Source organism: Priestia sp. J2 (genome assembly GCF_020790095.1).
Lineage (GTDB): Bacteria > Bacillota > Bacilli > Bacillales > Bacillaceae_H > Priestia > Priestia zanthoxyli.
On sequence record NZ_CP086208.1, the window covers coordinates 1281672 to 1308402 of the forward strand.

At 38.3% G+C, this 26731-nt stretch carries 28 protein-coding genes; 21 read left to right on the plus strand and 7 right to left on the minus strand.

Annotation, left to right across the window (positions count from 1 at the left end; all coding sequences use genetic code 11):
- The first annotated feature begins 120 nt into the window (after window positions 1-120).
- The gene (locus LJY09_RS06515) at window positions 121-603 is read left to right on the plus strand and encodes a DUF3993 domain-containing protein (protein WP_028414118.1); all 483 of its coding nucleotides are present in this window, start codon (window positions 121-123) and stop codon (window positions 601-603) included.
- Window positions 604-632: 29 nt separating this feature from the next.
- Here the strand turns inward: LJY09_RS06515 and LJY09_RS06520 are convergent, their stop codons facing one another.
- Complete coding sequence (locus tag LJY09_RS06520; protein WP_013056034.1) at window positions 633-869, minus strand: glutaredoxin domain-containing protein; 237 nt, start codon at window positions 867-869, stop codon at window positions 633-635.
- Window positions 870-1149: 280 nt separating this feature from the next.
- On the opposite strand from LJY09_RS06520, the gene LJY09_RS06525 reads away from it, so the two are divergent.
- The 6 genes from LJY09_RS06525 (at window position 1150) to LJY09_RS06550 (ending at window position 5625) form a co-directional block, all read left to right on the plus strand.
- Window positions 1150-1386, plus strand: coding sequence for a YkuJ family protein (locus LJY09_RS06525; protein WP_013056035.1), 237 nt, complete (start codon window positions 1150-1152; stop codon window positions 1384-1386).
- A 382-nt stretch (window positions 1387-1768) separates the two neighbouring features.
- Complete coding sequence (gene cbpB, locus LJY09_RS06530; RefSeq protein ID WP_013056036.1) at window positions 1769-2224, plus strand: cyclic-di-AMP-binding protein CbpB; 456 nt, start codon at window positions 1769-1771, stop codon at window positions 2222-2224.
- A 99-nt stretch (window positions 2225-2323) separates the two neighbouring features.
- Entirely contained in the window at window positions 2324-3202 is an 879-nt protein-coding gene (locus tag LJY09_RS06535) for a transcriptional regulator CcpC (RefSeq protein WP_013056037.1), read from the plus strand.
- A gap of 129 nt (window positions 3203-3331) precedes the next feature.
- Window positions 3332-4051 (plus strand): 2,3,4,5-tetrahydropyridine-2,6-dicarboxylate N-acetyltransferase, encoded by a 720-nt coding sequence (gene dapD / locus LJY09_RS06540; RefSeq protein WP_013082280.1) that lies wholly within the window; start codon window positions 3332-3334, stop codon window positions 4049-4051.
- 144 nt (window positions 4052-4195) lie between these two features.
- Window positions 4196-5323 carry an N-acetyldiaminopimelate deacetylase gene (locus LJY09_RS06545; RefSeq protein WP_154989287.1) on the plus strand — a complete coding sequence of 376 codons (1128 nt, stop codon included), beginning with the start codon at window positions 4196-4198 and terminating at the stop codon, window positions 5321-5323.
- A gap of 56 nt (window positions 5324-5379) precedes the next feature.
- The gene (locus LJY09_RS06550) at window positions 5380-5625 is read left to right on the plus strand and encodes a YkuS family protein (RefSeq protein ID WP_154989286.1); all 246 of its coding nucleotides are present in this window, start codon (window positions 5380-5382) and stop codon (window positions 5623-5625) included.
- Between the two features lie 34 nt (window positions 5626-5659).
- Here the strand turns inward: LJY09_RS06550 and LJY09_RS06555 are convergent, their stop codons facing one another.
- Complete coding sequence (locus LJY09_RS06555; protein ID WP_014461007.1) at window positions 5660-6523, minus strand: mechanosensitive ion channel family protein; 864 nt, start codon at window positions 6521-6523, stop codon at window positions 5660-5662.
- A 356-nt stretch (window positions 6524-6879) separates the two neighbouring features.
- On the opposite strand from LJY09_RS06555, the gene LJY09_RS06560 reads away from it, so the two are divergent.
- The 6 genes from LJY09_RS06560 (at window position 6880) to LJY09_RS06585 (ending at window position 13690) form a co-directional block, all read left to right on the plus strand.
- Window positions 6880-7428, plus strand: coding sequence for a peroxiredoxin (locus LJY09_RS06560; protein ID WP_014461006.1), 549 nt, complete (start codon window positions 6880-6882; stop codon window positions 7426-7428).
- Between the two features lie 102 nt (window positions 7429-7530).
- On the plus strand, window positions 7531-7977 hold the full coding sequence (locus tag LJY09_RS06565; RefSeq protein WP_028414116.1) for a TlpA family protein disulfide reductase: 447 nt from the start codon (window positions 7531-7533) through the stop codon (window positions 7975-7977).
- Between the two features lie 187 nt (window positions 7978-8164).
- Window positions 8165-9061, plus strand: a complete 897-nt coding sequence (gnd, locus tag LJY09_RS06570; RefSeq protein WP_025749395.1) for a phosphogluconate dehydrogenase (NAD(+)-dependent, decarboxylating) — start codon at window positions 8165-8167, stop codon at window positions 9059-9061.
- A 259-nt stretch (window positions 9062-9320) separates the two neighbouring features.
- Window positions 9321-11057: an ABC transporter ATP-binding protein gene (locus LJY09_RS06575; RefSeq protein ID WP_033578405.1), complete on the plus strand. Its 1737-nt coding sequence runs from the start codon at window positions 9321-9323 to the stop codon at window positions 11055-11057.
- A 15-nt stretch (window positions 11058-11072) separates the two neighbouring features.
- Complete coding sequence (locus tag LJY09_RS06580; protein ID WP_099000134.1) at window positions 11073-12878, plus strand: ABC transporter ATP-binding protein; 1806 nt, start codon at window positions 11073-11075, stop codon at window positions 12876-12878.
- 149 nt (window positions 12879-13027) lie between these two features.
- Window positions 13028-13690: a potassium channel family protein gene (locus LJY09_RS06585; RefSeq protein ID WP_028414113.1), complete on the plus strand. Its 663-nt coding sequence runs from the start codon at window positions 13028-13030 to the stop codon at window positions 13688-13690.
- Between the two features lie 42 nt (window positions 13691-13732).
- Here the strand turns inward: LJY09_RS06585 and rnjA are convergent, their stop codons facing one another.
- Both rnjA and LJY09_RS06595 read right to left on the minus strand, forming a co-directional pair.
- Window positions 13733-15400, minus strand: coding sequence for a ribonuclease J1 (rnjA, locus tag LJY09_RS06590; RefSeq protein WP_013056048.1), 1668 nt, complete (start codon window positions 15398-15400; stop codon window positions 13733-13735).
- Window positions 15401-15405: 5 nt separating this feature from the next.
- Complete coding sequence (locus LJY09_RS06595; protein ID WP_013056049.1) at window positions 15406-15615, minus strand: DNA-dependent RNA polymerase subunit epsilon; 210 nt, start codon at window positions 15613-15615, stop codon at window positions 15406-15408.
- Between the two features lie 549 nt (window positions 15616-16164).
- On the opposite strand from LJY09_RS06595, the gene LJY09_RS06600 reads away from it, so the two are divergent.
- Window positions 16165-16947 (plus strand): Cof-type HAD-IIB family hydrolase, encoded by a 783-nt coding sequence (locus LJY09_RS06600; protein ID WP_028414112.1) that lies wholly within the window; start codon window positions 16165-16167, stop codon window positions 16945-16947.
- Between the two features lie 29 nt (window positions 16948-16976).
- Here LJY09_RS06600 and def read toward each other — a convergent pair whose 3' ends face one another.
- Both def and LJY09_RS06610 read right to left on the minus strand, forming a co-directional pair.
- On the minus strand, window positions 16977-17531 hold the full coding sequence (gene def, locus LJY09_RS06605; RefSeq protein WP_028414111.1) for a peptide deformylase: 555 nt from the start codon (window positions 17529-17531) through the stop codon (window positions 16977-16979).
- A 174-nt stretch (window positions 17532-17705) separates the two neighbouring features.
- Window positions 17706-17816, minus strand: coding sequence for a YjcZ family sporulation protein (locus LJY09_RS06610; RefSeq protein WP_016763434.1), 111 nt, complete (start codon window positions 17814-17816; stop codon window positions 17706-17708).
- Window positions 17817-17985: 169 nt separating this feature from the next.
- Between LJY09_RS06610 and LJY09_RS06615 the strand changes: the two genes are divergently transcribed.
- The 6 genes from LJY09_RS06615 (at window position 17986) to LJY09_RS06640 (ending at window position 24641) form a co-directional block, all read left to right on the plus strand.
- Window positions 17986-18651 (plus strand): YkyA family protein, encoded by a 666-nt coding sequence (locus LJY09_RS06615; protein ID WP_028407940.1) that lies wholly within the window; start codon window positions 17986-17988, stop codon window positions 18649-18651.
- 581 nt (window positions 18652-19232) lie between these two features.
- Window positions 19233-20348, plus strand: coding sequence for a pyruvate dehydrogenase (acetyl-transferring) E1 component subunit alpha (gene pdhA, locus LJY09_RS06620; protein WP_013056054.1), 1116 nt, complete (start codon window positions 19233-19235; stop codon window positions 20346-20348).
- Between the two features lie 3 nt (window positions 20349-20351).
- Window positions 20352-21329 carry an alpha-ketoacid dehydrogenase subunit beta gene (locus LJY09_RS06625; RefSeq protein ID WP_013056055.1) on the plus strand — a complete coding sequence of 326 codons (978 nt, stop codon included), beginning with the start codon at window positions 20352-20354 and terminating at the stop codon, window positions 21327-21329.
- A 102-nt stretch (window positions 21330-21431) separates the two neighbouring features.
- Window positions 21432-22733, plus strand: a complete 1302-nt coding sequence (locus tag LJY09_RS06630; RefSeq protein ID WP_028414110.1) for a dihydrolipoamide acetyltransferase family protein — start codon at window positions 21432-21434, stop codon at window positions 22731-22733.
- A gap of 3 nt (window positions 22734-22736) precedes the next feature.
- Window positions 22737-24149 (plus strand): dihydrolipoyl dehydrogenase, encoded by a 1413-nt coding sequence (gene lpdA, locus LJY09_RS06635; RefSeq protein ID WP_013082295.1) that lies wholly within the window; start codon window positions 22737-22739, stop codon window positions 24147-24149.
- Window positions 24150-24398: 249 nt separating this feature from the next.
- On the plus strand, window positions 24399-24641 hold the full coding sequence (locus tag LJY09_RS06640; RefSeq protein WP_228307617.1) for a hypothetical protein: 243 nt from the start codon (window positions 24399-24401) through the stop codon (window positions 24639-24641).
- Between the two features lie 49 nt (window positions 24642-24690).
- Here LJY09_RS06640 and LJY09_RS06645 read toward each other — a convergent pair whose 3' ends face one another.
- Window positions 24691-26211 carry a glycine betaine uptake BCCT transporter gene (locus tag LJY09_RS06645; protein ID WP_033578409.1) on the minus strand — a complete coding sequence of 507 codons (1521 nt, stop codon included), beginning with the start codon at window positions 26209-26211 and terminating at the stop codon, window positions 24691-24693.
- A gap of 393 nt (window positions 26212-26604) precedes the next feature.
- Between LJY09_RS06645 and LJY09_RS06650 the strand changes: the two genes are divergently transcribed.
- A complete protein-coding gene (locus tag LJY09_RS06650; RefSeq protein WP_013056059.1) occupies window positions 26605-26730 on the plus strand; it encodes a GapA-binding peptide SR1P in 126 nt (41 codons plus the stop codon).
- The last annotated feature ends 1 nt before the right edge of the window (window position 26731 follow it).

A 26731-nucleotide genomic window follows, 5' to 3' on the forward strand; every position in this document is an offset into this window, starting at 1 on the left:
AAAGCGGTTGCCGGTTTTTTATGTTTTTTTAGAGGGGAACGACAGTCGGTTATAGAGATATGCATAGGCAGGGGAAATTTCGGAATTCTAATAAAAAAGAAGCGAAGGAGCTGAGTTAATTTGAAGAAAATATGCTTACTTGTCTTTTTGATGATGACCTTGTACTCAGGAAAATCTGTTCATGCAGAAGTGTCAGGAGAGATTAGGCATGAAATCTTTATAAATTTGCAGGACGCTTATCAGGCTCAGCTAAGAGCTGCGTCTGCCCATGCTAATCAAGATGCTGCTCGTGAGCTGAAATTATTTTTAGATGATGAGTATGCATCCGTATTTTTTAATGAGGCTCTCTTACAAAAAGCTCAAGGGTATGTCGGAGAGGGACCTGAATATTTAACACACTACATCCCTTTCTTTTCTTTCGATGAACAGACGAAGGTAGCTCTTCATTCCGACCAAAACAAAGCTTATGTCTATCAATTTTTTCCGGCCGTGCATAATGAACGAGTAAAATACCAAGATCATTATGAAATGATCACTTTAGTAAAAAAACAGGGGAAATGGAAGGTGCAAAAGCTTATATATAGTAAGAAACACTCAAAATAGCCGAGAAAAGCTTATTTTGAGTGTTTCTGTTACCCAATGTTCAGAAGCTTCTCAAGCGCTTGAAGGTCAAACCCTCTGATAATTTCCTGATCAACACGAATAGTCGGAGTGGAATAAGACTCTAACTCAGTAGTCATTCGTTTTCGAGCAGAAGCATCTTTAGATACGTCAAATTCTTTATAGGAAACGTGGTGATGCTGTAAAAACTGTTTAACAATTTCGCAAGGTGGGCAAGCTGGTTGTGTGTACAGCTCTATAGATCTCAATGAAAGCACCTCCCTATATCAAAATGAATGGTGTTAAAGTAGAATGAAGTTTTGGATGATACATAGTATATCGCTATGTTATTATAATAAAAAACGACATATATCGCTATAATAAGGCATTTTCTTATGAAAAATCACGTAAAGTACTTGTGTTTTTTTAGTATGTGGCATATAGTGAAATGGTGTCTTTTAAGTATTAGTTTAGATAAAGTACTTATTTGAATTGATATTGTAGAAAAGTCGAATGCGTAATGATGTAATAGGTGAAAGGAGAGATTATATGTCACAATTACAAGGTATTTTAACTCGTCTTGTGAATCTCCGTGAGCAAGCAAGTGGAAGTGAAGCGCCACAACGCTTCTTCGAAGTAGAGGGAAAAAGAATTTGCAGCGTGAAATATCATGCAAAAACTGAAACATACGAACTTGAAGTATATCAAGATGGTGAAAAGCCAGCTGTTTATCAATTTGATAACGTTGATATGATTGCAATTGAAATTTTTGAACTTATTCATTAAGGGATAAAGCAAAACGAATGCCGCAAAGGATTTTATACTTTGCGGCATTTTTTTGTTACTGCGTATGGAGTTTTTGCGGTGGCTTCTGTCCTATTTTCCCGAGAAATACCGACAAAGTGATAGCGGATTTTCTGATAAATGAAAGGAAAGGGTCGAATGCTGTAAAAAAAACAAAATAAAAAATTCAGATAATTATGAACTTTCGTTGACACTTGTTTTAAAAAAATCTAGACTTAACATATAAGGGAGAACATCGAGTGTGTCTGCTTCTATTCCCTCTTAAAGGTTCGCATTTACGTAAGCAAGCTATTTTCATTTTGTAGCTTGTTCTTTTTCTCTTTACACACGTGGAAGTTATGAGAAATGGAAGGAGAATGTATAAATGATTGATATTGATCACAATCAGTTAAATCAAATTGAACTTCGAGATTTGCTTGTCACTTCTGATAAAGTTGCTCATGTTCAAGTGGGAAATAATTTAGAACATGCTTTGCTTGTGTTAACAAAGACTGGCTATACGTCCATTCCCGTATTAAATCCAAGGTTTCAGCTGCAGGGGTTCGTGAGCATGACGCTTATTTTAGATTCGATTTTAGGGTTAAAGCGCATTGAATTTGAACGATTAGAAACCATGAAAGTAGAAGAAGTTATGAATCAAAATGTTCCTCGTGTCTCCATGAAAAAATCCGTATTAAAAGTCATAAATGCCATGATTAACCATCCTTTTTTGTGCGTAGAGAATGAAGATGGTATTTTTGAAGGGATTTTAACGCGAAGAAATTTGTTAAAGTCATTAAGAAGGCAGTCCATCATTCTCCCGAAAGAGTCATTTCAATAATTTTTTTAAGAAATCGTGTTTCAGCCTATCTTTCTCCGTTTTTTTCTTATATGATAAAGGTAAAATGAAAGTAAAAAGAGGCTTGAAAGGAATAACTGAATGCAATTAATAGAATGTCGAATGCTCGTTGTATTAGCTCAAGAATTAAATATGAGAAAAGCTGCAGAGAGATTATTTGTATCGCAACCAGCTTTATCACAGAGGCTGCAAACCATTGAAAAAGCATGGGATACACAAATCTTCATTCGTTCGCAAAAAGGACTGTCATTAACGCCTGCTGGAGAAAAGATTGTTCAATTTGCAAAAGAAGTAGTAGAAAAAGAAGATCGGGTTCGCGAGGACTTGCATCATTTAGATAATGAAGTATATGGGACACTCAAATTAGCGGTGGCTTCGATTATTGGACAGCACTGGCTGCCGGCGGTGTTAAAACGCTATATGGATCGTTACCCACATGCTAAAATCTCTCTTGTAACCGGCTGGAGCAGTGAAATGCTTCGCTACCTGTACGAAGATGAGGTACATATTGGAATCATACGCGGAAATCCGGATTGGAAAGGCGTCAAAGAACATTTGTTTACAGATCCTCTTTACCTAGTTGATTCAGAAATTGAAAGGGCAGCGGAAGTAGTAAATACTCATCGACCATTTATTCAATTTAAAAGTGACTCAACGTATTATCAAGAAATTTTAGAATGGTGGCATCGAGAGTTTCATACTACACCGAAGCGTACGATTGTAGTGGATCAGATTGAGACGTGTAAACAAATGGCTTTAAATGGTCTTGGTTTCGCTATTTTACCATCGATTGCTATCAAAGAAGCTGGAAGCCATATTCATCGGACGCCGCTTCTAAAAGCAAATGGCGAGCCAATTACACGAGACACTTCTTTAGTTGGATATGAATCAGCGTTTAAACTGAAGCAAGTTCGAGCATTTGTTGATATTGTACGTGAATACGTAAGAGAAACGGTCTAAAGCGAGCTCAGGTGCTCGCTTTTTTTATTTGCAATCGTTATCTTTTTATTAAAACGATAATGATGCTTGTCATTGTGAAAGCATTTTGTTACATTAAATGAGACATTGCTTACTTAGGAGGAATACATAATGAAAATGATGGATGCTAATGAGATTATCTCATTTATTCAAAACAGCACAAAATCAACACCGGTAAAAGTTTACGTAAAAGGTGAAGTAGAAGGAATTGACTTTGGTTCATCTTCTAAAACATTCGTAACGGGCAACACAGGTGTAGTATTTGGTGAATGGAAAGAAATCAAAGCTGCTATTGAAGCAAACGAAGGAAAAATTGAAGACTACGTAATTGAAAACGATCGCCGCAACTCTGCGATTCCTTTATTAGATATGAAAGGAATTAAAGCCCGTATTGAGCCAGGCGCTATTATTCGCGATCAAGTTGAAATCGGCGACAACGCTGTTATTATGATGGGTGCATCGATTAACATCGGTTCTGTAATCGGTGAAGGAACAATGATCGACATGAACGTAGTACTTGGTGGTCGTGCAACAGTAGGTAAAAATTGTCATATCGGCGCAGGTTCTGTATTAGCTGGTGTTATTGAGCCACCTTCTGCAAAACCAGTTGTAGTAGAAGATGATGTAGTAATCGGTGCTAATGCTGTTGTTCTTGAAGGGGTAACAGTAGGTAAAGGTGCCGTAGTTGCTGCAGGTGCAATTGTGGTCGAAGATGTAGCTCCTTACACAGTAGTAGCAGGTACGCCAGCACGCGTTATTAAAGAAATTGACGAAAAAACAAAGTCTAAAACAGAAATCAAGCAAGAATTGCGTCAATTAAACGAAGAATAAGAAAAACGATCAGTTTGCGCTTTTTCTTTGCTGAATTAATAGGTTTTAGCGATTGGGATACTGAATCCTTAAACGTATCATATGGACAAGTTGGAAGCGTGGGCAACCACGCTTTCTTCTTTATTTCGTGAGGAGGACATACACATGGCTGAAAATGAATTTGTGAAAATAAGAAGAGAGCTACATAAAATTCCTGAATTAGGGTTTCAAGAGGTGAAAACACAGCGTTTTTTGCTTGATTATATTAACACTCTTCCGCAAGAGCGCTTAGAAGTAAAGACGTGGAAAACGGGACTCTTTGTTAAAGTACATGGTACAAACCCAACTAAAACAATAGGCTACCGAGCAGATATTGACGGTCTTCCTATCACGGAAGAAACGAATTATTCTTTTCAATCACAGCATGAAGGACTCATGCATGCCTGCGGACATGATATGCATATGGCCATTGGGCTAGGCGTACTGACTTACTTTGCTCAGCATGAAATCAAAGATAACGTACTGTTCATCTTTCAGCCTGCAGAAGAAGGTCCAGGAGGAGCACAGCCAATGCTCCAAAGCGATATCATGAAAGAATGGCTTCCAGATTTCATCTTTGCCCTTCACGTAGCTCCTGAATATCCGGTTGGGTCGATTGCGCTGAAGGAAGGGTTACTATTTGCTAACACGTCGGAGCTATTTATTGATTTAAAAGGAAAAGGCGGGCATGCTGCTTATCCACATACAACAAATGATATGGTAGTCGCTGCATGTCAGCTCGTTTCACAGCTTCAAACGATTGTTGCTCGCAACGTTGATCCGCTAGACAGCGCTGTAATTACAGTAGGAAAAATTCAAGGGGGGACGGTTCAAAATATTATTGCGGAGCGAGCTCGCATAGAAGGAACCATTCGCACGCTATCTCCTGAATCAATGACGCGTGTTAAAGAACGAATTGAAGCGATTGTTAAAGGAGTAGAAGTAGGGTATCAGTGTGAAACAGCCATTGATTATGGATGTATGTATCATCAAGTATATAATCACCATGAAGTCACGCGAGAGTTTATGGAATTTGCCAAAGCGCAAACCGACGTGGATGTCATTGAGTGCAAAGAAGCAATGACAGGAGAAGATTTTGGCTATATGCTAAAAGATATTCCTGGATTTATGTTTTGGCTTGGTGTTCAGTCTGAATATGGGCTTCATCATGCAAAGCTGCAGCCTCATGAAGGCGCAATAGATACGGCGATTTTACTTATTACAAAATATTTTGAACATAAAGGCAATCAATAAATCGTATAATCATTTTTCCTTATGGCTAAATTAATACCATGAGGAGGTGGGCAACGATGGCACGAATTGGTGTAGAATACGGTTTAACAGATGTACAGGCTGCACTTCAGCAGCTCGGACATGAAGTGGTACAATTACGCAACGAAAGTGATGCACAAGGGTGCGAATGCTGTGTTGTAACAGGACAGGATTCAAACGTAATGGGGATTTCTGATGCAGTAACGCAAGGCTCAGTTATTACAGCTAGCGGATTAACGGCAGAAGAAATTTGTCAGCAAGTAGGCAACAAGGTACAAGGATAAAAGAAAGCCGAAGGAATAAATCCTTCGGCTATTTTTATGCATGCTGAGGCTGCTTGGCATCTTCAGGCTGCTTTTTATCAATATTTACTTGATGAGGGAACGGAATATCAATACCGTTTGCGTCAAATGCTTCTTTAAACTCTTTGCGAAGCTGACGTTCAACCCCCCACTGCTCACCGTTTTTAGCTTTGCCAACTACACGAAGCACAACGTCCGATGCGCCTAGACCTTGAACTCCTATCACGCTTGGTCCTTCTACAATGTTTTCATTTGTTGCAGCAACGCGCTCACATACTTTTTCTAGTACGGAAATTGCTTTGTCAATATCATCATCATACGAAATGCCAATATCAATCAACGCGCGCATATTGCCTCGGGAATGATTGCTTAAACTTGTAATTTCACGGTTAGGCACATAGTGTAAAGTTCCATCAAATCCGCGAATTTGAGTAGTACGCAGACCTACTGATTCGACAATTCCTGAAAAACTTCCGGTTGTTACATAGTCGTCAACATCCAGCTGTTTTTCAAGAAGTAAAAAGAAACCTGTTACAACGTCGCTAACTAGTCCTTGAGCACCGAACCCGATTGCTAGACCCACAACTCCGGCACCGGCTAATAGAGCTGTCGCATGGATATTTACTGCTTCAAGCAGCATGACGACAAAAATAAAAATAAGTACATATGAAAACACATTAACGGTTAAACTTTTGAGTGTGAGCATGCGTCCGCGCGTAGTATTTTCGCGCTCACTCATTTTTTCAAAAGAACGCTCAATAACTTTTTTACCAATTGCTCGTACAAGCAAAAATACAATGGTAATGGCAATAAGTTTTAACACAATAACTCCAGCATTGGTAAGAAGCTGTTCCCAGTTGATGTCTTGCATCTTAAACATTCGTTGTTCATCCTTCCTATGTTCTGTTTCAATATTAATAAGTGGGAATGTATTCTGTGGAAAAGATTTTGTAAGAGTATGAGCACATTTGTTTATTCCCGATATTAGACATGCTAAACTGAGAAGGTAAATAAATGCAACCCTTTTATAGCATTTTTTTGCTGAAGTCGGGGTTTAATTTGCCCTAAAGGCGGGCATAACAACTATGTTACCATTATAAGATGTTGTTTAAATTCATTCTTAATTAATATTGACTAAAAAAACAATATCCATTATAATGAAAACCGTTATAACAGTACATAAGTGAGAATGTTTTATACATTTTCTCATTTAATAATTATTTGGAGGGATCATGTATGCCAGAACGTATGGTAGGTAAACAAGCTCCACGCTTTGAAATGGAAGCTGTATTATCAAACAAAGAATTCGGTAAAGTTAGCTTAGAAGAAAATATTAAAAATGACAAATGGACAGTATTATTCTTCTATCCAATGGACTTTACATTTGTATGTCCAACAGAAATCACTGCACTTTCTGACCGTTATGATGAGTTTGAAGATCTTGACGCAGAAGTAATCGGTGTTTCTACAGACACAATCCATACACACTTAGCTTGGATCAACACTGATCGTAAAGATAATGGTTTAGGTGATCTTAAATATCCATTAGCAGCTGATACAAATCACGTTGTTTCTCGTGAGTACGGCGTTTTAATTGAAGAAGAAGGTGTAGCACTTCGCGGTTTATTCATCATCAGCCCAGAAGGCGAATTACAATATTCAGTTGTAAACCACAACAATATTGGCCGTGACGTTGATGAAACTTTACGTGTTCTTCAAGCGTTACAAACTGGCGGACTTTGCCCAGCTAACTGGAAACCAGGTCAAGCTACTTTAAACGCGTAAGCACAACGTTTAAAAGGTCTAACGTCCACGTTAGGCCTTTTTTTCATCGGATAATAAAGAACATATAGTCAATAATAGTGAAAACAAGGGAGGCTTTTATTCATGAAATTACGTCAGCCAATGCCTGAGTTAACGGGCGCTACAGAATGGTTAAACGGAGAGGTTACAAAAGAGCAGCTAATTGGCGAAAAGCCAACGCTTATTCATTTTTGGTCAGTAAGCTGTCATCTATGTAAAGAAGCAATGCCTCAAGTAAATGAATTTCGCGACCAATACAAAGAACAACTAAACGTAGTAGCCGTTCATATGCCGCGCTCTGAAGATGATTTAGACTTAACAAAAATTAAAGAAGTAGCAGCAGAACACGATATTACGCAGCCAATTTTTGTAGACAGTGAACATAAATTAACGGATGCATTTGAAAATCAATATGTACCGGCATATTATGTATTTGACAAAACAGGTCAGCTACGCCACTTCCAAGCTGGTGGAAGCGGTATGAAAATGCTTGAAAAGCGCGTGAATCGTGTATTAGGCGAGAACGAATAAATACAGGCAGTTGTAACAGGTGAAAAGCATTCGATGCTTAGTAGAACTTGCATCGAATGTTTTTCTTTTTTGTGTGTAGGAAGTAACTGATAAAGGAAATATAAAAATGTGGATTTTTTCTTGTGAGTTTACACCATACTAACACTAACAACATGATACGAAACTTACTATTGGAGGTAATTTACATATGAAATTAGGTATGATTGGCTTAGGGAAAATGGGAGCAAACTTAGTATTGAATTTACTAGATCATAACCATTCTGTGGTAGCATTCGATGTGAACAACGAAGCCGTACAGAAAGTATCAGAAAAGGGAGCAGAAGGCGCTTCTTCCATTCAAGAATTAGTAAGCAAATTAGAAAAACCACGCATTGCTTGGGTAATGGTTCCAGCTGGAGAGCTCACAGAAAAAGTAATTTCTGAGCTTCAAGAATTACTTGAAGAAGGAGATATGATTATCGAAGGCGGTAATTCTAAGTATAAAGATTCCGTACGACGTGCTGCAGCTTCTGCTGAAAAAGGAATTCACTACTTCGATGTTGGAACGAGCGGCGGAATGGAAGGTGCCCGAAACGGCGCTTGTATGATGATTGGCGGAGATAAAGAAGCATTTGCTACAATCGAACCTATTTTCCGCGACATCAACGTAGAAAACGGCTATCTCTATTCAGGTGCAGCAGGAAGCGGTCACTTCTTGAAAATGGTTCATAACGGAATTGAGTACGGCATGATGCAAGCAATTGCTGAAGGTTTTGATGTGTTAGAGAAAAGTGAATTTGACTATGACTACGAAGCTGTAGCCCGCGTATGGAACAATGGCTCTGTTATTCGCTCATGGTTAATCGAATTAATGGAACGTGCATTTTCAAAAGATGCAAAACTTGACAGTATTAAAGGAGTTATGCATTCTTCCGGTGAAGGAAAATGGACGGTTGAATCAGCTTTAGATTTACAAGTGCCAACGCCAGTTATTGCTTTATCTTTAATGATGCGCTATCGCTCACTTGAAGATGATACGTTTACAGGTAAAGTAGTTGCCGCTCTTCGCAATGAGTTCGGCGGACATGCAGTGGAAAAACAATAAAAAAAGAAGCTGGGACAAAAGTATTTTAGACGAAGTGAAAAACGAACCATTGATCAATATGTTTGATTAGTGGTTCGTTTTTTTGTTTGGGTGAATAGTTTCGTCTTTAGATGGAATTCATTTAGCTATATCCCAACCTCTTTTTTATGACTATTTACCTTTTTTTGAAAAAATATCTAAAAATTATGGTAATTTATTTCGGGAACCGATATATTTAAATATGTGTGCCACATCTTAGCTAAGGGAAAGGACGGGGTATATGGGAACGTTTAAAAAACTAAAAGATTTTTATTTGCCGTACCGAATGTACTTTTTTTATTCTGCTATTTGCTTGTTATTTGTAACCTCCATCACTGTGATTTACCCTATTGTGCTGCAATATACGATTGATCATATCGTGTTAGGAAAACAATATCAGCTAGTCGATAATGTAGCATTTATTTTTATTGGACTGATGATCATCAAAGGAATCTTTACATATATTCAGCAATATTACGGCGACTTATTTGGAATTAAGTCCGTGTATACTCTTCGCAATAAACTTTACCGCAAACTTCAGTATTTACCGTTTTCTTATTATGACAATGCTAAAACAGGGGACTTGATGTCCAGGTTGACAGCTGATGTAGAAGGATTTCGTTTTTTTCTATCTTTTGGCTTCTCAGAATTAATTCGCTTCGTCATTTTACTTACTGCCAGCTTTTCCGTTATGTTCTATTACTCTATTTCACTCACTCTTGTCACAATCTGCCTGCTGCCTTTTTTGGGGGTAGCTGTTTATCGTTTTGATAAACGCGTTCATCCAGCGTTTCGCTTAATTCGCCAATCGTTTGGAGAACTTAATACAAATGTTCAAGAAAATATAAGCGGCATACAGACGGTCAAATCATTATCAAGAGAAAAATTTCAAACCTCTAAATTTAACGATTCCAACGGAGTTTATAAAAATCGAAACATTGAAACAGCGAATGTGTGGGCAACTTATTTCCCCTTAATGGAGTTTATAGGGAATTTATCTATTGTTGGTCTCCTTGCTTACGGAGGAGCGCTTGTTATGAACGGAAGCGTACGTCCTGGAGAGCTTGTTGCTTTCTTTAGCTTAACCTCTTATTTAATGTGGCCGATTATGAATCTAGGGTTTGTTATCAATATGTTTTCACAGTCTAAAGCTTCAGGTGAAAGGCTGCTAGAAATTTTAGAAGAAGAAGAAAAAGTCCATGAGCATGCCGGAAGTTTCTCTATTAATGGAACGGTCGAGTTTCAGCATGTTAGCTTATCCTATCCAAACGAGGATAAAAAATCGCTTGAGAACATATCGTTTTCTGCTTCTAAAGGGAAAGTAGTAGGTTTAATCGGAGCAACTGGAGCCGGCAAAACAAGCTTAACACAGCTGCTCACGAGGTTTTATGAACCGACTTCAGGACAGATCTTAGTTAACCATCGTCCGATTAAAGAGTATCCGCTCTCTGTTCTTCGGAAAGAAATTAGCTTTGTACTTCAAGAAACGTTTTTGTTCTCAAGCAGCATAGGAACCAACATCTCTTATGGCGTGCCGGGTATTTCTAGAGAAGACATTATTGATGCTGCAAAACGGGCGCAGGCGCATGATTTTATTATGGAACTTCCAGATGGATATGATACGATGCTGGGAGAGAGAGGACTGGGGTTATCAGGGGGGCAAAAGCAGCGTATTGCGATTGCACGAGCGCTTATCTTAAATCCTAGTATTCTAGTATTAGATGATGCCACCAGTGCCGTTGATATGAAAACAGAAAGAGAAATTCAATTGGCTTTAAAAGAAGTGATGAAAAATCGTACGACGTTTATTATCGCGCACCGCCTTTCTTCTTTGCGACATGCCGATGAAATCTTGGTCTTACATGAAGGTCGTATAAAAGAGAGAGGAAGCCATGAAACGCTCATTCAAAAGCAAGGGATTTATAAAAACATTTACGACATTCAATATGAAAGCAGTACGTCGGTGATGAACGTATAACAAGGGAGGAATAGAATGGCAGGCGAAAAAAATAAAGTTGTGCGAGAGCGCTTTTATTATCAAACAGATCAAATCATTGATAAGACGTTTAACTGGAAGCAAATGGCCCGCTTGTTTCGTTATCTTCATCCATATCGAAAAAACTTGCTTCCTTTCTCGTTTCTTATGGTCATTATCACGACGGTCATTAGACTCGCTATTCCTATTTTGATAGGTGTCTATACGCTTGATCATGCTGTAAAAAATAAGAATAGCACGCTGCTCATGCAGTTAGTTTTCATCATTTTTAGCTTGTATATCCTATCTTATATTGCGAATGTCTTTCGGATTAAATGGATGAATCAACTCGGGCAGCACGTGATATATGATTTAAGAAAACATTTATTTACGCATGTTCAAGGGCTGTCGCATCGGTTTTTTGATACGCGTTCAGGAGGCTCTATTCTTGTAAGGATTATGAATGATATTAACTCTCTTCAAGATTTATTTACCAACGGGGTAGTTAACCTGTTTATGGACCTCTTATTGTTAGTGGGAATTGTGGTTATATTATTTTCTCTCAGTCCTGCTTTGACATGTGCTGTTTTAGTCATTTTACCGATTATGTTTTTGATTTCTACAAAGCTGAGAAGAAGAATCCGCCGGTCATGGCAAGTTGTTCGTATGAAGCAGTCAGTATTAAATTCACATTTAAATGAGAGTATTCAAGGCATTCGCGTTACTCAGTCATTTGCTCAAGAACAAGAAAATATGCTGTTTTTTGATCGCATAAACAGTGAAAATTACGAGAGCTGGAGGCAAGCTACTCGAAAAAATGCCATGTTTCGACCGTTTGTAGAATTCACAAATGCTGTCGGAACGGCCATTTTAATTTGGTTCGGTGCTGCACTTATTCAAGATGAGCGGCTAACAATTGGTATTTTTGTATCATTTGCTTTTTATCTGGGGATGTTTTGGGAACCGATTTCTCGTTTAGGGCAAGTGTACAATCAATTATTAATGGGAATGGCTTCATCCGAGCGCATTTTTGAATTTCTAGATGAAAAACCTCTCGTCGCAGATTTGGAAACCGCTACGTCTTTAGAGAATATGAAGGGGAAAGTTGAGTTCAAGCACGTCTCATTTTCTTATGATGGGAAGCGGAAAGCTCTAAACAACGTATCAATTGAAATAAAAGAAGGACAGACGGTTGCTTTAGTGGGGCATACTGGATCTGGAAAAACGTCCATTGCTAATTTAATCACACGTTTTTATGATGTGAACGAAGGGCAGATTTTAATTGATAATATGCCTATTCAAGATATTACGTTAGCGAGTTTACGAGCACAAATTAGTATTGTGCTGCAAGAAACCTTTATTTTTTCAGGAACCATCACGGAGAATATTCGGTTTGGAAAACCGGATGCTACCGATGATGAAGTAATTAAGGCCGCAGAAGCGGTAGGGGCTGCAGATTTTATAAAGCGTCTGAAAAAAGGCTATGATACGGAAGTAGAAGAGCGAGGAAACGTCTTATCGGTGGGAGAGCGTCAATTGATTTCATTTGCTCGAACGCTGTTGGCTGATCCTCGTATTATCATTTTAGATGAAGCGACAGCAAGCATCGATACAGAAACAGAAGTGAAGATTCAACAAGCGCTTAAAACGCTGTTAAATAACAGAACGGCCATCATGATTGCTCATCGGCTATCGACTATACGAGAAGCAGATAACATCATTGTGTTAGATCACGGAAGCATTATTGAAACAGGCAATCACGGGGAACTTATGCAGCAAAAAGGCGTATATTATTACCTTGTTCAAACCCATGCTACAGCTTAAAAAACAGAAGGAGCTGATCCTTCTGTTTTTCTATGAGAAATAGTAAAGACATATAAGCGTTGTTAACGGGAAAATGAGGTTGATACAAAAGAATTGTGGTAAAATAACGGTAGTTCAGATTTTTTCCTGTACATAATGGAGGAATTCAAATGAAAAAAGAATTTGCAGTCATCGGATTAGGTAGATTTGGTGGAAGTATTTGTAAAACATTAAGCGATCAAGGAATGGAAGTTCTGGCGATTGACATTGATGAAGAAAAGGTAAATGAGTATGCTAACGTTGCTTCGCATGCAGTAGTAGGCGATTCAATGGATGAAGGGGTTCTAAAAAGTTTAGGAATTCGTAATTTTGATCACGTTATCGTAGCTATTGGCGACAATATTCAGGCAAGTATTTTGACGACCCTTATACTAAAAGAGCTGGGGGTTGAAAAAATAACGGTAAAAGCGCAAAATGATTATCATGCCAAAGTATTATCAAAAATTGGCGCCAATTTTATCGTGCATCCCGAACGAGATATGGGACGAAGAATTGCCAATAACATGATTTCAAACAGCGTGCTGGATTATTTGGAGCTATCTGAAGAACACAGCATTGTCGAATTAGTAGCAAGCAAAAGAATGGCTGGCAATACGCTGATTGAGTTAGACATTCGTGCGAAATATGGTATTAACATTGTAGCCATTAAGCGTGATCGAGATATCATCGTTTCTCCTCAGGCGTCCGAAACGATACAAGAAGGAGACGTGTTGATTGTTATTGGAGCAGACGCAGATATCAACCGCTTCGAAAATAAATTTGCCAGTTCCTAATAAAAAAGAGCAGATGCAATTGCATCTGCTCTTTTTCTTTTATTAAACCTCCATAATGATTGGTAAAATCATTGGACGGCGCTTTGTTTTTTCGTAAAGGAATGGAGCCAATGTGTCTGTGATTTCATTTTTAATCTCAGACCATTGTGACGTACGACGTTCCATCACTTTGTTCAAGTGTTTTGTAATGAGGGACTGTGCATCATTAATTAAGTCGCCAGATTCGCGCATATAAACAAAACCACGAGAGATAATGTCTGGACCAGCAGCGATCTTGAAGTCTTTCATATTGATGCTTACAACGACAATAACAAGTCCTTCTTCAGATAAAATACGGCGGTCACGAAGTACGATATTTCCAATGTCACCAATTCCGCTTCCGTCAATATATACAGAGCCTGAAGGGATTTTTCCAGCTACTGAAGCTTCACTGTCGCTTAAAGCTAGCACCTCTCCATTATCCATAATGAAGCAGTTTTCTTCAGGAACTCCACAGTCTGTTGCAAGTTTGATGTGCATCTTCTGCATGCGATACTCACCGTGAATTGGCATAAAGTATTTTGGTTTCATCAAACGAAGCATTAATTTTTGCTCTTCCTGTCCGCCGTGTCCAGAAGTATGAATATCGTTTAGAGCACCGTGAATAACCTCTGCTCCTGCACGGAATAGCATATCAATTGTTTTGCTAACACTTACTGTATTTCCTGGAATAGGTGAAGATGAGAATACAACCGTATCTCCAGGGATAATTTGAATTTGGCGGTGAGTACCATTTGCAATTCTAGATAGCGCTGCCATCGGTTCACCTTGGCTGCCTGTACATAAAATAGTCACGCGGTTAGCTGGAATTCGGTTAATTTGAGAAGGCTCAATGAACGTATCTTTTGGACATGAAATATATCCAAGCTGTTGGCCAATCTCAATAGCTGCTTCCATACTGCGTCCGAATACAGCAACTTTGCGGTTATGCAATACGGCTGCTTCCACTACTTGCTGTAAGCGGTGAATATTTGAAGCAAACGTTGCAAAAATAATACGGCCGTCTACTTTACGGAAAATGTCATGAATGCTGTCACCTACGCGGCGCTCAGACATCGTAAAGTTAGGAATTTCACTGTTTGTACTGTCTGAAAGCAAGCATAGAACGCCTTCTTTACCGATTTCAGCCATTTTTGTTAAGTTAGCCGGTTCGCCCACTGGTGTAAAATCAAACTTGAAATCTCCTGTATGTACGATTTGTCCGTTTGGTGTTTTTACCACAATTCCGTAAGAATCAGGAATACTGTGAGTTGTGCGGAAGAACGTTACCGATGTTTTACGGAATTTAATTACGTCATCTTCAGTAATTTCATGAAGCTGAGCTGTACGAAGCAACCCATGCTCGTCTAATTTGTTGCGAAGAAGTCCAAGGGCTAATTTCCCTGCATAAATAGGAATGTTTAATTCTCTTAATAAGTAAGGAATTCCGCCGATGTGATCTTCATGACCATGTGTAACGAAAAGGCCACGGATTTTATCTGCATTTTTTACCAAATAACTGTAGTCAGGAATAACGTAGTCAATTCCTAAAAGCTCATCTTCAGGGAATTTAATTCCTGCATCAATAAGAATAATTTCATCTTGAAACTGTACGGCATACGTATTTTTACCGATTTCGCCTAGTCCACCCAGGGCGAAAACTGCCGTTTGATTATTTTTTACAAATTTCATTTTCATCATATCTCCAATACTTTAAAATCTTCATGCTGTTGTTCATATTCTAGATAGTCTCCAGTCACTGCTTGAACAAACTCAATATTAATTGAACGCGCTTTTAACTTTTTACGAACGTCACGCTCAGAATCTGCGTTCACATACACTGTTTTTGTATTCTCACGTACAGCTACTTCACTCATTTTTTCTTGAAAATAAACTTTAAAAATCATAACAAAAATCTCTCCTTAATTCCGAAATTCAAATAACTTATTTTATTATATTATAAAATGTGTATGTATTTCATGTATTTTCTAAAGAAACTTGCTTTCACTACATTTTAGTCATCTAAATATAACAAGTCAATTAATTATAGAATAATATTAATAGGAAACGGATACAAGACTATATTTTCCGGGCGTATAAAAAATAAGGGCTATTCCATTGTACGATGCAGACACACACTCTGCAAATTTTACAACAGAAAGCCCTAAAAAAATCGATTATGCCATCGTTTTTTTACGCAATAATTCATTCCAGCGTTTTAGCAGCCTTTTTCGAAAATCTTTTAACATGATTTTTCAGCTCCTTTGTTTTTTTGCGATACCTGCCTGTCTCTCTCTGTACTTTTATTATATGATGAAAAGGGAGAGGTTTCTCGTGGTTAAATATGGAAAAATTGTAAATAGGAACGTCCATTTATAGAGAAATCAGTGCTTGTTTGGTATAATTGGAAAGGCTTAACAAAGAGATAAAAAATTATAAAAAATAAGGTGATAAACGTGGAACGAAAGATTATTTTTTTTGATATTGATGGAACGTTATTGGATCATGATAAAAAACTGCCTGCTTCTACAAAAAAAGCTGTCCAGCTGTTAAAAGAGCAGGGGCATGAAGTGGCAATTGCAACTGGAAGGGCTCCTTTTATGTTTAAAGATCTGCGTGAAGAGTTGGATATTCAAACATATATTAGCTTTAATGGTCAGTACATTGTCTTAAATGGAGAAGTTCTTTACAAAAAGCCGTTAAATAAAGAAGAGCTTCAGGATTTAACGGCTTTTGCTGTTGAGCATGATCATCCTGTCGTATACATGGATCATGAAGATATGAAATCAAACATTGAATTTCATGATTATATCGAATCCAGCATCAGCACGCTGAAAATTGGATTTACCCACCCTCACCACGATCCTGCTTATTTCAAAGGGCGTGAAATTTATCAATCCCTCTTATTCTGTACAGCGGGAGAAGAAGCTCCTTATGAAGAAAAATTTAAGAAATTTGACTTTATTCGCTGGCATGAATTTTCAACTGATGTTCTCCCAAAAGGTGGATCAAAAGCGCGAGGAATTGAGACCATGATTGAAAAGCTTGGCTTTGATAAAAAAGATGTATATGCATTCGGAGACGGCTTAAACGATATCGAAATGCTTGAGTTTGTCGGAAATGGCGTAGCGATGGGAAATGCGGAAGAAGTCGTGAAAGAAGTGGCTGATCTTGTTACAAAAGATGTAGCAGAAGGTGGTATTCTCCACGGATTAGAGCTAGTAGGATTGTTAAAATAAGAAAAAACGCGAGCTCTAGCTCGCGTTTTTTAGCGTTCATATGGAAAAGCATTTTCAGGTTCTTGAAATGGATGTTCTTTATTAATGTAATCATAAAACATAATTCCGTCTAAATGATCAATCTCGTGCTGAAATACGACAGCAGGAAGGCCTTTCAAACGAATTTTCACTTCTTCGCCTTCAAGCGTTGTGCCTTTTACTGTGATGCGTGCATATCGAGGAACAAATCCTGGGATATCTTGATCGACAGACAAGCAGCCTTCACCGCCTGTAAGGTATGTCTTTTCAACTGAGTGGCTAATGATCTTAGGGTTAAATAATGCATAGCTGTATAGCTTGCCTTTTTCATCCGTAACGTGTACCCCAATCATTCGTTTTGATACATTAATTTGAGGAGCGGCAAGTCCGATACCAGATCGCAGTCCATATTTAGCAGCAATTTCAGGGTCTTGGCTGTTTTTCACATATTCTAATAAGCTATGTAAAATCTTTTTGTCTTCTTCAGAAGCAGGTAACGGTACTTCTTTTGCTACTTCTCGCAGCGTTGGGTGTCCGTCTTGGATAATATCGTTCATTGTAATCAACTTTCACATCTCCCTAGGCTATTTTATAGGTATAAAGTGTACCAAATCCGTATAAAAAAGTCATTACCTCGACCTTGACCACATAAATGTTTCTACTAATTATATGTATCAAACATTTGGAAAAACATGCATAAGAAAAAATAAAAGCGGCAGTTAGCCGCTTTTATTGTATAATTACCAGCCGCCACAGCTGCAGCCGATAATAACTAATAAAATGAACAGTACGATTAATAACACGAAACCTTTATTAGAACCGCCGCAGCCATATCCACCATAACCCAACATAATGTAACCTCCCGTAGTTATCAATCCCAAGGTAAAAAGTAATAAACTCCCTTTTTTTCACGATTGGGTTAGTATAATATATTAAAAGGTGGAAAAAGGGTGTAGATAAATTGCTAATTTCCTACAAAAATTGTATAATGACCCATGAATAAGGGAGGATTTACCAAATATGAAATGCGTCGGAAGATATATAGTTATTGGCATTGCTGCTATGTCACTAGCAGGCTGTGCAGAGGGCTCATCGCCTGAACTTGAGGTATATAATGGATTAGAAAAAGTGGTAGCACAAGAAAAGCAATTTGCTGATCAGCAAAAACCGTTAGCTGATTTAGAACAGCAAGAAAATGCGATATACGACCAAATTATTGAGCTAGGGATTAAAGATAAAAAGAAAATAAAAAATAAAGCACAAAAAGCGCAGCAGTTATTAGATGAGCGTGAAAATAAATTACAAAAAGAAGAAAAAAGCATCAGCGCTTCGCAAAAACAGTTTGAAGCGACAGAGCCAAAGATCCAAAAGCTAGAGGACGGCAAAGCAAAAGAAGAGGCGCTTGAACTATCTTCGTTAATGAAGAAGCGTTATAAGGCCTACCAGTCCTTACATGATGCCTATCTTCATTCCATTGAATTAGATCGTCAGCTATATACGCTCTTTGAAAAAGACAATGTGAAATTAGAGAATCTTGAAACACAAATCGCTTCGATCAATGCTACTTATAAAGAAGTTGAAAAGAAAAAAGAAACGTTTAACACACTAACAGCTGACTATAACAAAGCCAAAGAAGATTTTTATAACAAAACGAAGTTAAAGGTGAAAAATAGCGAGGATAAATAAGAAGGCCTGTGAAGTTTACAGGTCTTTTTTTTTGGCTGAAAAGGAAGGTTTTCTGAAATAAAGAAAGAGTTTCGACACGATTCAAGTAAAAATTACAAAAGGTTATTGTTTTAAAAAATCGTTTATTTGTGGCAAGATAGGAGATGTGCAGACGTAAAAAAAGAGAAGGTTATTATAAAACATATAATACAGTTTGTATCTGTGTAATAGTACAGCATGTCTTTTTTATGTGTTTTATTTCACAAACTAAAAAAGCGTAATTTCTTGATGTAAATGCATTGACGAACTGTTTTAGTGTATTGTAAACTAGGTAGCGTAGTAAGTGTTGTATTAATCATTTTTGCAAAATAATTAATACAGTTTAACGAAACGCTCGTTTCGCTTAAACTTTCCTTTTACGTAAATGTTTGCACAGAATTCGCTGGGGAATACATAGAAATGTTAAGGATTAGCGAATTCAAAAAGCTACTCGACAAAATATGACTTTTACTTGTCCATTTGGGACATTCTAAAAGCGTGTATGTTTGTTTGATTAGTAAAATGAATTTATACGGCTTAAATGAAAGGAAGAGGTGACTTAGATGGCTGCTAAAACTAAAAAGGCTATTATTGATGTATCAAAGCAACTTGATAAAATCGCTGAGCAGTACCAAACGTTCCAAATTCTTAATGAAGAGGGCGAAGTAGTAAATAAATCAGCGTTGCCAGATTTATCTGACGAAAAATTAAAAGAGTTAATGACTCGCATGGTATACACTCGTATTCTTGATCAACGTTCAATTTCATTGAACCGTCAAGGTCGTTTAGGTTTCTATGCACCAACTGCTGGGCAAGAAGCTTCTCAAATCGCTTCACATTTCGCATTAGAAAAAGAAGACTTCATTTTACCTGGGTACCGTGATGTGCCTCAGTTAATTTGGCATGGTCTTCCACTATATCAAGCGTTCTTATTCTCTCGTGGTCATTTCCACGGTAACCAAGCGCCAGAAGGTGTAGATGTACTTTCTCCACAAATCATCATCGGTGCACAAATCGTGCAAACTGCTGGTGTGGCACTAGGTCTTAAAAAGCGCGGTAAAAAAGCAGTAGCGATCACTTATACAGGTGACGGCGGAGCTTCACAAGGTGACTTCTACGAAGGTATGAACTTCGCAGGTGCATTCAAAGCTCCAGCAATCTTTGTTGTACAAAACAACCGCTTTGCAATTTCAACACCAGTTGAAAAGCAATCTGCAGCACGTACAATCGCTCAAAAAGCAGCGGCTGTTGGTATCCCAGGCGTTCAAGTAGACGGTATGGATGCACTAGCAGTATACGTTGCAGTAAGCGAAGCTCGTGAGCGTGCAGTAAACGGTGAAGGTCCAACTTTAATTGAAACATTAACTTACCGTTATGGTCCACATACAATGGCTGGTGACGATCCAACTCGTTATCGTACAGCTGAGCTTGACACTGAGTGGGAAAAGAAAGATCCACTTGTTCGCTTCCGTAAATTCTTAGAAGCTAAAGGCATCTGGAATGAAGAAGAAGAAAACAAAGTAATCGAGCAAGCTAAAGAAGATATCAAACAAGCTATTAAGAAGGCTGACGATTATCCAAAACAAAAAGTTACAGATTTAATGGAAATCATGTACGAAACTATGCCTTCAAACTTACAAGAGCAATATGAAATCTACAAAGAGAAGGAGTCGAAGTAAGCCATGGCGCAAATGACAATGATTCAAGCGATTACTGATGCGTTACGCACAGAAATGAAAAACGACGAAAACGTATTAGTTTTTGGTGAAGACGTTGGCGTAAACGGTGGAGTATTCCGTGCGACTGAAGGTCTTCAACAAGAATTCGGCGAAGATCGCGTATTCGATACGCCATTAGCTGAATCTGGTATCGGTGGTCTTGCTGTGGGTCTATCGACTCAAGGTTTCCGTCCGGTTCCTGAAATTCAATTCTTTGGTTTCGTATACGAAGTACTTGATTCTGTATCAGGTCAAGCTGCACGTATGCGCTACCGTTCTGGCGGTCGCTGGAATGCACCAATCACATTCCGTTCACCATTTGGTGGAGGCGTTCATACACCAGAACTTCACGCTGATAGCTTAGAAGGTATCGTAGCATCTCAACCTGGTCTAAAAGTTGTAATTCCTTCAACTCCATACGATGCAAAAGGTCTTTTAATTTCATCAATCCGTGATAACGATCCGGTTGTATACTTAGAGCACATGAAGCTTTACCGTTCATTCCGTCAAGAAGTACCTGAAGAATCATACACTATTGACTTAGGTACAGCTGATGTGAAACGTGAAGGTACAGACGTAACGCTTATCGCTTACGGTGCAATGGTACACTCATCATTAAAAGCAGCTGAAGAACTAGAAAAAGAAGGTATCTCTGCTGAAGTAGTGGACTTACGTACAGTTCAACCTTTAGATATCGATACAATTCTTGCATCAGTTGAAAAAACTGGTCGCGTAGTAGTAGTTCAAGAAGCTCAAAAACAAGCTGGTATCGCAGCTAACGTTGTAGCTGAAATTAACGATCGTGCAATCTTAAGCTTAGAAGCACCAGTATTACGTGTAACAGCACCGGATACTGTGTTCCCATTCTCTCAAGCTGAGGGCGTATGGTTACCAGACCACAAAGACATCGTTGAAACAGCTAAGAAAGTACTTGAATTTTAATTAGCATTTTACTGTGATAGAAATCAGCTTTGTGCTGATTTCTGTCTTAGATAAAATAAACACTAACAAATTGAACGCAACTAACTAGGAGGGTGAAGACACGTGGCATTTGAATTTAAACTGCCGGATATCGGTGAAGGTATCCACGAAGGTGAAATTGTAAAATGGTTCGTAAAAGCTGGAGATGAAATTGATGAGGATGATGTACTAGCAGAAGTACAAAATGACAAAGCTGTTGTTGAAATCCCATCTCCTGTAAAAGGTAAAGTATTAGAAGTAAAAGTTGACGAAGGTACAGTAGCTACTGTAGGACAAGTTATCGTTACTTTTGATGCTCCTGGATACGAAGACTTAAAATTCAAAGGTGACGATCATGATGATGCACCAGCAGAAGAAGCTAAAGAAGAAGCTTCAACTGAAGAAGTGACTGAAGAAGCAACAGCTCCTGCAGCACAAGCTGATGTTGATCCTAACCGCAAAGTAATTGCTATGCCTTCAGTGCGCAAATATGCTCGTGAAAAAGGTATAGACATTAAAGCTGTTCCTGGTTCAGGTAAAAACGGACGTATTGTTAAAGATGACATCGATAGCTTCTTATCTGGTGGCTCTACAGCTACAGCAACTGCTGAAGCTCCAGCTAAAGAGGAAACTGCTTCAGCTGAACCAAAAGCAGCAGCAGCACAAGCTATTCCTGAAGGCGATCTACCAGAAACTCGCGAGAAAATGAGCGGTATCCGTCGTGCAATCGCAAAAGCTATGGTTAACTCTAAACACACTGCTCCACACGTAACATTAATGGATGAAATCGATGTAACAGCTCTTGTTGCTCATCGTAAAAAATTCAAAACAGTTGCAGCAGATCAAGGTATTAAATTAACATTCTTACCTTACGTGGTAAAAGCGTTAACTTCAGCACTTAAGAAGTTCCCAGCTCTTAACACTTCAATTGATGATTCTACAGATGAAGTAATTCAAAAACATTACTACAACATCGGTATCGCTGCTGACACTGAAAAAGGTCTTTTAGTACCAGTTGTGAAAAATGCTGATCGTAAATCTGTATTCGAAATTTCGGATCAAATTAACGACCTTGCTGGAAAAGCACGTGATGGTAAATTAGCTCCTGCTGAAATGAAAGGCGCTTCTTGTACAATCACAAATATCGGTTCTGCTGGTGGACAATGGTTTACTCCAGTTATCAACCATCCAGAAGTTGCAATTCTAGGTATCGGACGTATCGCTGAAAAACCAGTTGTACGCGACGGTGAAATTGTAATTGCTCCAGTATTAGCATTATCACTAAGCTTTGACCACCGTATTATCGATGGCGCAACAGCTCAAAACGCTCTTAACCAAATCAAGCGTTTATTAAATGATCCAGAATTATTATTAATGGAGGCGTAATAAATGGTAGTAGGAGATTTCCCAATCGAAACTGATACTCTTGTCATTGGTGCTGGCCCTGGTGGCTACGTTGCAGCAATTCGTGCAGCTCAATTAGGTCAAAAAGTTACAATCGTAGAAAAAGGTAATCTTGGAGGCGTATGCTTAAACGTTGGTTGTATTCCTTCAAAAGCATTAATCGCTGCAGGTCACCGTTTTGAACATGCTAAACATTCTGAAGACATGGGGATTATCGCTGAGAACGTAACAGTTGATTTCTCTAAAGTTCAAGAATTCAAAAACGGCGTTGTAAACAAACTTACTGGCGGTGTTGAAGGCCTTCTTAAAGGTAACAAAGTTGACATCGTAAAAGGTGAAGCTTACTTCGTTGACAGCGAAACTGTACGTGTAATGGATGAAAATTCAGCACAAACGTACAAATTCAAAAATGCAATCCTTGCAACTGGTTCTCGTCCAATCGAGATCCCTGGATTCAAATTCTCTGAGCGCGTAATCAACTCTACAGGTGCATTAGCGCTTAAAGAAGTTCCTAAAAAATTAGTTGTAATCGGCGGAGGTTACATCGGTACTGAGCTTGGTACTGCTTTTGCTAACTTCGGTACAGAAGTTACATTTGTAGAAGCTGCTGATGAAATTCTAGCTGGTTTTGAAAAACAAATGAGCTCTCTTGTTAAACGTAACCTTAAGAAAAAAGGAAACGTTGAAATCTATACAAAAGCAATGGCTAAAGGTGTTGAAGAAACTGCTGATGGCGTACAAGTTACGTTTGAAGTAGGCGGAGAGTCAAAAGTAATCGATGCTGACTACGTATTAGTTACTGTAGGTCGCCGTCCTAACACTGATGAGCTTGGTCTTGAGCAAGTTGGCGTTAAAATGACTGACCGTGGTCTTATCGAAATCGATAACCAAACTCGTACATCTGTAAGCAACATCTTTGCAATTGGTGATATCGTAACTGGACCACCACTTGCACACAAAGCTTCTTACGAAGGTAAAATCGCAGCTGAAGTAATCGCTGGCGAACCTGCTGAAATTGACTATTTAGGAATTCCAGCAGTTGTATTCTCTGAGCCTGAGCTTGCATCTGTAGGTTATACTGAAGCACAAGCGAAAGAAGAAGGATTAGCTGTTAAAGCTTCTAAATTCCCATTCGCTGCTAACGGACGTGCGCTTGCACTTAACGCTGCAGAAGGCTTCTTGAAGCTTATCACTCGTAAAGAAGACGGAGTAGTTGTTGGTGCTCAAATCGCTGGACCTAGCGCATCTGACATGATCGCTGAGCTTGGTCTTGCTATCGAAGCTGGCGTAACAGCTGAAGATATCGCATTAACAATTCACGCTCACCCAACATTAGGTGAAATCACAATGGAAGCTGCTGAAGTAGCTATTGGAAGCCCAATTCACATTGTAAAATAATGTTTTTAAAAAGCTGATGCGTATGCATCAGCTTTTTTTTTTGAAGAAAACGGTTTTCATCAAGTATCAGATGCTTGTCAGACAGTTTTTATTGCTGATGAATATCTCCTTTAGAAGAAACGTGTAAAAAGCGCTGAGGCAGTCTTAAATGAGCTCTAGATGCATACATATGAAGTGGGACGTGCTTTCCTTATAGGTAGATAAAAAATTGCTTCTTTGGATAACGAATGAAAAGGCGGCGAAGGAGCTATGAAGACATATTTCGTTTGGAGCTTACACATTGTTATTTGGATAGGTTATTCACTGGTTGAATTGCTATCAAAACGTGATCAATTGACATCTAAAATTATTTTGTTTTTAGTATTTGCTTATTTAGCTTACGGCATAGCAGAAATTAACGTCAAATCTAAAAGACTGGCGCTTATGATGACGGGCACAACGTCAGCTATCTGCTTGACATGTTATCAACTAATTTTATTTTGCACGGCGTAAGAGTGCATAAAAAAAGCGTTAGCTTATATAAGCTAACGCTTTTTTTGTCTTACACAGATTTTTTTTCTCTTTTTAATGCGCCTTCTTCTTTAAATGCTTTCATTAATGAGAAGACCGTTAACACCAGCACAATTGAAAATGGAAGTGCTGCTATAATCGCAGCCGTTTGGAGTGCATCCAAGCCACCTGTCCAAAGCAGAATGATTGCTGTTAACGATTGAATTAAGCCCCACGTAAGCTTAATAGAGCCTGAAGGATTTAGATCACCATTTGTTGTCTGCATTCCTAAAACAAATGTAGCTGAGTCAGCTGATGTAATGAAGAATGTAGCAATTAAGCAAATAGCGACAATGGACATGAACGTACCAAATGGAAACTGTTCAAGTACGTAGAATAAAGCAACTTCTGTTCCTTTATTATTGATAACATCCATAACAGGAAGATCCTTGAAAAAGTCTAAGTAGACCCCAGAACCTCCGAATACGGCAAACCATAATCCGCCAAATACGGTCGGAACAGCTAGTACACCAATTAAAAATTCTCGAATGGTTCTACCTCGTGAAATACGAGCAATAAACGTACCAACGAACGGTGCCCAGGCGATCCACCATGCCCAGTAGAAAATTGTCCAATCTTGAACCCAGGTGCTGTTATCAAACGGGCTCAATCGAAAACTCATCGACGGCAAGTTTTGAATGTAGCTGCCAATTGTTGTAACGAATAAGTCCATAATAAAGTTGGTTGGACCTGCAAATAACAAGAATAGCATTAACAGAATAGCTAAAACAATATTAATGTTACTCAAATACTTAATACCTTTGTTCAGACCTGTCTGTGCTGACAGCATGAACAAGAACGTCACGATAATAATAACAATTAATTGAGTCGTGAAATTATTATCAATACTTGGCGACAAGTAAGAGGCTCCACCAGTAATTTGAATAGCGCCCAGTCCTAGAGATGTTGCCACCCCAAAAATAGTTGCAAATACGGCGATGACGTTTATGATCGTTCCAAGAGGTCCATCAACACGTTTTCCTAATAGTGGACGTAAAATATTACTGATTATGAACGGGTAACCTTTTCTAAATTGAAAATATGCAAGGGCCAGTGCAAGAACGGAATAAATAGCCCAAGGATGTAAACCCCAGTGGAAAAACGAATAACGTAGAGCTGCACGAGCTGATTCTGCTGTACCGCCTTCACCAGAAGGTGGAGTATGAAAATGATTGATTGGTTCTGAAACACCCCAGAATACAAGTCCAATCCCCATACCAGCACTAAATAACATAGCAAACCACGAGACATAACCATACTGAGGCTTTTCGTCAGGTTTACCTAGTTTAATGTTTCCGTACTTTGAAAAAATTAAGTACAGCGTAAAAACTAAGAATAATGTAGCTGCTAATAAATAATACCAGCCAAATTTCTCGATGATAAAACTATGTATTGCCGATGTGACAGGTGTAAGCGCTGCGCTTCCTAGCACAGATTCCGGAATAACACCCCATACGATAAATACTGCAGCAATAATAACCGAAATGATAAAAACAGGAGTCAGTTTTTTCATCGATTATCACTCCTTTCCTATTCTATTTTACATAACATAGTTTCTCATATAACCTTTTTAGCTATACATGAAACCACATGGTTATACATTCTAGTAAAGTTTGTATGAAATGTCTACCCTATTAGTAAGAAAAAAACGCAAGATCTCAAATTCTTATTTTTCGTAATTATTTTAAAGTACCGAAATAGATATGAAATTAGACATAGTTTTTTCATATAAATAGAGATGATGCTAAGGGGTCAGTTTTTTGAAAACAAATATAACATTTATGAGAAAAATATTTTTAATGTGACATACTAATTAGTTGTTGACATATTCAATGTGACATAATAATATAATATCAAGAGTTGTAAAACGCTTACAAAAAAAGACGGTTAAAGGGGAGTTTACAAAATGGGAACAATCGTATGTCAAACATGTAACTGCACAATTGATCATTTCGAAGATGAGAAAGTGACGCGATTATACTCAACATGTAAAAGCGGAGAATGTCAAAAAGCAGATGAAGATTTAGATTAAT

Coding starts and splice junctions, on each gene's coding strand:
- LJY09_RS06560 (WP_014461006.1), top strand. CDS start 6,880: ATGCCAGAACGTATGGTAGGTAAACAAGCTCCACGCTTTGAAATGGAA.
- LJY09_RS06580 (WP_099000134.1), top strand. CDS start 11,073: ATGGCAGGCGAAAAAAATAAAGTTGTGCGAGAGCGCTTTTATTATCAA.
- LJY09_RS06595 (WP_013056049.1), bottom strand. CDS start 15,615: ATGATTTTTAAAGTTTATTTTCAAGAAAAAATGAGTGAAGTAGCTGTA.
- LJY09_RS06615 (WP_028407940.1), top strand. CDS start 17,986: ATGAAATGCGTCGGAAGATATATAGTTATTGGCATTGCTGCTATGTCA.
- LJY09_RS06575 (WP_033578405.1), top strand. CDS start 9,321: ATGGGAACGTTTAAAAAACTAAAAGATTTTTATTTGCCGTACCGAATG.
- LJY09_RS06525 (WP_013056035.1), top strand. CDS start 1,150: ATGTCACAATTACAAGGTATTTTAACTCGTCTTGTGAATCTCCGTGAG.
- LJY09_RS06545 (WP_154989287.1), top strand. CDS start 4,196: ATGGCTGAAAATGAATTTGTGAAAATAAGAAGAGAGCTACATAAAATT.
- LJY09_RS06650 (WP_013056059.1), top strand. CDS start 26,605: ATGGGAACAATCGTATGTCAAACATGTAACTGCACAATTGATCATTTC.
- LJY09_RS06645 (WP_033578409.1), bottom strand. CDS start 26,211: ATGAAAAAACTGACTCCTGTTTTTATCATTTCGGTTATTATTGCTGCA.
- rnjA (WP_013056048.1), bottom strand. CDS start 15,400: ATGAAATTTGTAAAAAATAATCAAACGGCAGTTTTCGCCCTGGGTGGA.
- LJY09_RS06610 (WP_016763434.1), bottom strand. CDS start 17,816: ATGTTGGGTTATGGTGGATATGGCTGCGGCGGTTCTAATAAAGGTTTC.
- LJY09_RS06555 (WP_014461007.1), bottom strand. CDS start 6,523: ATGTTTAAGATGCAAGACATCAACTGGGAACAGCTTCTTACCAATGCT.
- LJY09_RS06550 (WP_154989286.1), top strand. CDS start 5,380: ATGGCACGAATTGGTGTAGAATACGGTTTAACAGATGTACAGGCTGCA.
- dapD (WP_013082280.1), top strand. CDS start 3,332: ATGAAAATGATGGATGCTAATGAGATTATCTCATTTATTCAAAACAGC.
- LJY09_RS06565 (WP_028414116.1), top strand. CDS start 7,531: ATGAAATTACGTCAGCCAATGCCTGAGTTAACGGGCGCTACAGAATGG.
- pdhA (WP_013056054.1), top strand. CDS start 19,233: ATGGCTGCTAAAACTAAAAAGGCTATTATTGATGTATCAAAGCAACTT.
- gnd (WP_025749395.1), top strand. CDS start 8,165: ATGAAATTAGGTATGATTGGCTTAGGGAAAATGGGAGCAAACTTAGTA.
- LJY09_RS06535 (WP_013056037.1), top strand. CDS start 2,324: ATGCAATTAATAGAATGTCGAATGCTCGTTGTATTAGCTCAAGAATTA.
- LJY09_RS06640 (WP_228307617.1), top strand. CDS start 24,399: ATGAAGACATATTTCGTTTGGAGCTTACACATTGTTATTTGGATAGGT.
- LJY09_RS06585 (WP_028414113.1), top strand. CDS start 13,028: ATGAAAAAAGAATTTGCAGTCATCGGATTAGGTAGATTTGGTGGAAGT.
- lpdA (WP_013082295.1), top strand. CDS start 22,737: ATGGTAGTAGGAGATTTCCCAATCGAAACTGATACTCTTGTCATTGGT.
- cbpB (WP_013056036.1), top strand. CDS start 1,769: ATGATTGATATTGATCACAATCAGTTAAATCAAATTGAACTTCGAGAT.
- LJY09_RS06625 (WP_013056055.1), top strand. CDS start 20,352: ATGGCGCAAATGACAATGATTCAAGCGATTACTGATGCGTTACGCACA.